The following is a 5,576-nucleotide window of genomic DNA, read 5'->3' on the forward strand; positions in this document are numbered from 1 at the left end:
AACATATCCGATATATTATAAAAAGTAGTTACATTTTATAATATAGTTTCATAAAAGATACTAGAGGAGTGATTTTTATGGTTGATAAGTTGGTAAATAACGTTGAATATCCTAAAAATATTGAGTGCTCTATTGAGAAAGTACTAAATGTATTGGAAGGAAAATGGTCATTTTTAATTATTAAGAATCTTTTTGAGGGAACGAGGAGATGACTTTTAATCATCTCCTATGGGGTCGTGTCAGGCACCTAATACTGCTATTATTAACGGCATTGCTGCTCCACCATTAATTATAAATTTGGCTTGTTTTAGCTGTACTCTAATAAACCTTCACTAATAAATGTATTAAAGATATAACAATGATTGAAGAAATTTAAAGAAGATTTCAAAAATAAGAAGGCAACAATATTTTGCTTACCTCTTGAAGCTATATGCAAAACTCCTAAAAAAAGCAAGAGTAATGTCGAATTATGGATGATGATATATATGTATATATGTAATAAAAAGTGATAGTATGAGATAATAAATATTTTAAAAATATAGCAGAATTTACCTTGTAAAAATTTATAGAGACTGATGACGTTATTTATAATTTAAAAATCATTAAGGAGGCTTTGTAATGAAGACTTTATATGCACAAGTAAAAGAAAGATTATCAATAGCAGATAATATGTATGACAGTATTAGAGTCGTTGATCCTATTAATAAAAATTTCATCATTTTTAAAGATGAAAAAATTAAAAAAATTAAGAATACTTGTTATGATTTATGGAATAGAGGGTTGGCATGCCCTAATTGTATTTCAATTAGGGCTTATAATGAAAAAGATACAATTGTAAAAATAGAATATGTTAATAAAAAGGTGATTTTAGTAATTGCTACTCCTGTATTTATAGATGAAAGAATGTATGTTATTGAAATGCTAAAAGATATATCTGAAAACGGAAGAATAGTTAATATTGACACTAATAGTGATGTAAGTGTTTGTGCAGTGATAAACGAAATGAATGAAAAGATTATTGAGAATGAAAAGCAAGAAACAGTTAAGGAAGTTTATGGAGCAAGTAGAGAAATCAGAAATTGGGAAATAAATGATATTAAATTAGAAATATTAAATAAGCAAATTGAGAGTTTAAGAGATGTTTTAAATGAAATGTGTCTAATACCGTATGGAAAAACTCAAGAAAAGCAAAAATTAGCTATTAGTCAGTACTTGGATGAACTAATTGTAGAATACATGAAAAATATTTAACGTAAGCCTAAATATTCTGATAAAGAATTCTGGAGAGGATTATATGAAAATTTCATTTTTCAATTCAATAAAAGTGAGAATAATTATTGCTGTTATTATCATGGTGAGTGTACCTTTTGCCATATTGCAGTCTGTCAATAAGATTTTAATATATAATAAATTGCAGTTGAAAACAGCATATACAACGGAGGCTTTGTCAAGATTAATAGCAACAAATGTGAGTGAATTTATTCAGGGGGCACACGATGCCTCAAATATGCTTTCACGTAATAATTATATTATTAATAATGAAAAAGATGGGAAGTCTACTCTAGAAGCTGCAATAAAAACAATGCCATATTTTAGATTGTTTTATGCACAAGATATGGAGGGTATGCAAACCCTGCGCTCGAGTGGTGAATTAGGTAATCGCTCAGATAGATGGTGGTTTAAAAAAGTTAAAGCAGACCAGAATGCTTTTGTTAGTGAAGCTTATCTTTCTGTAAATAATAATGAATTAGTTAGCTCCATTTATTTGCCACTATTGAAAGATAATAAAATGGTTGGGGTTTTTGGAGCAGATTTTACACTAAATACTATTGAGAGCATTGCCAATAAGTTATTGGATAGAGATATTTCTTATATCGTAATGGATAATAAGGGTAGTGTTTTAACAAGTACAGATTCTAAGCCTGGAGAGTACATTAATTATATAGATTTTACAAAGCGAACAGTGGCTCTTGATAAAAATAATAATTATAAATTAGATGCAAGTGGCCAGCTTGTTACTTCCGTAGAAAATATAAAAATTTCAGATACTATGAAAAGAATTATATCAGGGGCACTAGATAAAAAAACAGAATCCTATCAGTTTAAAGATACTTATAATAATATAGTAGTTGCAGCTTATCAACCGATACAATTGCCCGGAAATTCTGAACCTTGGTCCGTAATTGTGTTTCAGAAACAAACGGATAAGCTAACCCTTAATCTATTAGCAATTATATTTATTTTTCTTCTTCTCTGCAGTATTTTAATAACTTTTAAATTGATAAATATAAATGTGATAAAACCAATTATAGAATTGCAGCATGATATGGAAAAAATTGCTGAGGGTAAACTTGATATAACAGTTGATACTTCAAGTAAAAATGAAATAGGGGAATTAGCAGGAAATATAAATAAAATGGTAACTTCATTAAAATATCATCAGCAAACGTTAGATGAAAATGAAAAGATGGTTGCACTTGGTAGTCTAGTTGCCGGGGTTGCCCATGAAATAAATACTCCTTTAGGGATAGGAGTTACTACATCTTCATATATGCAGAAAATAAATTATGAAAGTAGAAAAGCTTTGGTTGAAGGAATATTTTCTAAAAAAGATCTTGTGAATTATATGGAAGACATGGATGAAAGTCTTGAACTACTTCAATATAATTTGGAAAGAGCTTCTGAGATAATTAAAAGCTTTAAAAGGATAGCCGTTGACCAAACCATTGAATCTATTGAAGAGTTTAATGTTGCAGAATATATCCACAGCATAGTAGTAAGTTTGAGACACGAATACAAAAAACATAATCATAGCTTTAATGTTCAGTGTGATAAAGAACTTTCAATTACAAGCTATCCAGGTATATTGGCCCATATACTAACTAATTTTATAATGAATTCTATCATACACGGTTTTGCTGAAATAGAAAATGGTAAAATAGATATAATTATATTTAAGGATAAAAACATGTTTAATCTTCAATATTCAGATAATGGTTGTGGTATAAGTGAAGAAAATATTAAAAAAATTTTCACTCCATTCTTTACCACTAAAAAGCATATTGGAGGAAGTGGGTTGGGCTTAAGTATTGTATATAACCTGGTAACAAAAAAGCTTTATGGGTCTATTTCAGTAACCAGTAAAATTGGAAAAGGTACAACTTTTATTATTAGTATACCAATTTAGGAGGTTGAACTTATGGCAAGTAAAGATTTTATAGGTATTAATGAAGATTCTTTAAATATTGATTTTTTAGATTCAAAGATAGGAGAAAATGAGGGAAACATTGTGAGAACAAATAGCTTCTACAAGGTTCTTATATCAGATGATGAAGAAGAAGTTCACAAAATGACCAAATTGGTTTTGAAAAGCTTTGAAATGGAAGGTGCAAGACTTAAGTTTTATGATACCTATTCGGGTAAGGAGACTATGGAATTTTTAGATAAAAATCACGATATTGCTATAATATTACTGGATGTAGTAATGGAGGATGATGATGCGGGATTAAGAGTAGTAAAGTACCTTCGAGAAACTTTGAAAAATAATATTACTCGTATAGTACTTCGAACTGGGCAACCTGGTAAAGCACCTGAAAATAAGATAATTGTTGAATATGAAATTGACGACTATAAGTCTAAAACTGAGCTAACTATCCAAAAACTATTTAGCACCATGTATGTATGTCTTCGTGCACATAAAAATATTAAAAGCTTAAATAGACAGAAAGTCGGTTTGAGCAAGGTTATTAATGCATCTCAAGATTTATTTAAATACCATTCCTTTACTGAATTTATAAATGGAATGCTTATACAGGTAATGTCCTTATATGATGTTGATGTTGACACTATTTATATTAGAGATGAAGATAGAGTATTTGATGGAATGGCTTTTATTCAAATTATGGATTCAGCAAAAATTTTAGCCGCAACTGGGAAATATGAACATCTAATTGGAAAACCACTTGACTTTAGCAGTTGCCATGAGGATATAAGGAAGATTGTAAAACAAATTCAAGAAAGTAGAGAAGATGAACTGGTTTTACGTCAAGGAGATTTTCTGGCAATCTATAAGCAAAGTAGTGATAAGCTAATTAAAAATTATATTATTTTGGAGACTAAAGTAAATTCTGATAATATTGAAATAATTAAAATATTTTTGAATAACTTTTCACTAGCAGTAGATAATTATATGATTAATATGAATGCTCATGATACTCAAAATGAGATAATTTATAGAATTACTGAAGTTGTGGAAAATAGAAGTAATTCTACAGGATCCCATTCACGAAGAGTTTCAGAAATCACAAGAATATTAGCTGAAAAATTGGGTTATAACGATGAACAAGTTGAAACTATATCAATGGCAAGTGTGATGCATGACATTGGTAAAATTGCCATTGATGACAGTATATTATTAAAACCTGGAAAGCTTTCCATGGATGAATTTAATAGCATGAAAAAACATACTACGACAGGGTATAATATTTTAAAGGATTCAAAATTTCCATTGCTAAAGATTGCAGCAGATATAGCACATTATCATCATGAAAGATACGATGGTAATGGCTATCCAGACGGTAAAAAAGGTGGAGAAATACCAAAAGAATGTGAAATTGTAGCAGTTGCAGATGTATTTGAAGCACTTGTTTCAAAACGCTGCTATAAAGAGCCCTGGTCTAGGGAGAAAGTAATCCAGTATTTTAAAGAAAGCAGAGGCACTCAATTTTCACCTGATGTAGTTGAAGCTTTATTATGTAAAGAAGAGGAAGTTTTTAATTTAATAATGACATTACCTGAATAAAATTTGGGGGTGGTATAATGAAAAGAGTAATAATTATTTTAAATTTAATACTAATTCTTTCCATAGTTATAATATTTTCTGGATGTAATAAAAAGCAAGATATTATTATAATAAAATATGCTGCCTGGAATTTGGGACCAATAGAGAAAAATAGTGTTGAAAGACAAATGATTAATGCATTTACAAAAAAACATACTAATATTAAAGTAGAAATAGATGAAAGTTTCGTGAAAAATTATGATGCCACATTGAAAATTGACGCTGAAAATAATAATTTGCCGGATGTATTTATGTATGGTAGCAATCCACAAGCCAATACTAATGGTTGGTGTGCTGATATTACTGATATTGTTAGTAAAGATAGTGAATGGATAAATATTCCTCAGGCCTTTAGAGAAGCAGTTCAAGTAAAGGGTAAGATTATTGCTATACCTACAAGCATGTATTTATATGGTTATTTTTATAATGAAGATCTTTTTAAAGCACAGAAAGTACAGGTGCCAAGTAATAATTTATCTGTAAATGAATTTGAAACCATGGTGAAAAAAATGACTAATATAAATAATGGTAGTATTGGGTTAGCTGATGAGAGCAGCATTATTGAATGGTATCCAGCTGCAGTTAATAAAAAATTTGGTTGGTACACTTGGGACGGAGGAAAATTTAACCTTAATTCAAATGAATTTAAAGCTGGAGTAAATCTAGCAAAATCCATTTATACAAATAAGGAGACTTATGCTAATCTTTCAGAGAAAGAAAAGATAAAATTAAAGGG

General features: G+C 29.3%; 5 protein-coding genes. All 5 read left to right on the plus strand.

The window, feature by feature from the left end; translation table 11 throughout:
- The first annotated feature begins 77 nt into the window (after positions 1-77).
- Positions 78-212: a hypothetical protein gene (locus tag JJE11_RS13720; RefSeq protein WP_291636539.1), complete on the plus strand. Its 135-nt coding sequence runs from the start codon at positions 78-80 to the stop codon at positions 210-212.
- 406 nt (positions 213-618) lie between these two features.
- Positions 619-1,251 (plus strand): aspartyl-phosphate phosphatase Spo0E family protein, encoded by a 633-nt coding sequence (locus JJE11_RS13725; RefSeq protein WP_291636541.1) that lies wholly within the window; start codon positions 619-621, stop codon positions 1,249-1,251.
- 43 nt (positions 1,252-1,294) lie between these two features.
- Positions 1,295-3,187, plus strand: coding sequence for an ATP-binding protein (locus tag JJE11_RS13730; RefSeq protein WP_291636543.1), 1,893 nt, complete (start codon positions 1,295-1,297; stop codon positions 3,185-3,187).
- 12 nt (positions 3,188-3,199) lie between these two features.
- Positions 3,200-4,801 (plus strand): HD domain-containing phosphohydrolase, encoded by a 1,602-nt coding sequence (locus JJE11_RS13735; RefSeq protein ID WP_291636545.1) that lies wholly within the window; start codon positions 3,200-3,202, stop codon positions 4,799-4,801.
- A 17-nt stretch (positions 4,802-4,818) separates the two neighbouring features.
- Positions 4,819-5,576: extracellular solute-binding protein (locus JJE11_RS13740; protein WP_291636547.1), on the plus strand; the 758-nt coding region annotated here is incomplete at its 3' end.

This window comes from Clostridium sp. (assembly GCF_016650095.1).
Lineage (GTDB): Bacteria > Bacillota > Clostridia > Clostridiales > Clostridiaceae > Clostridium_AD.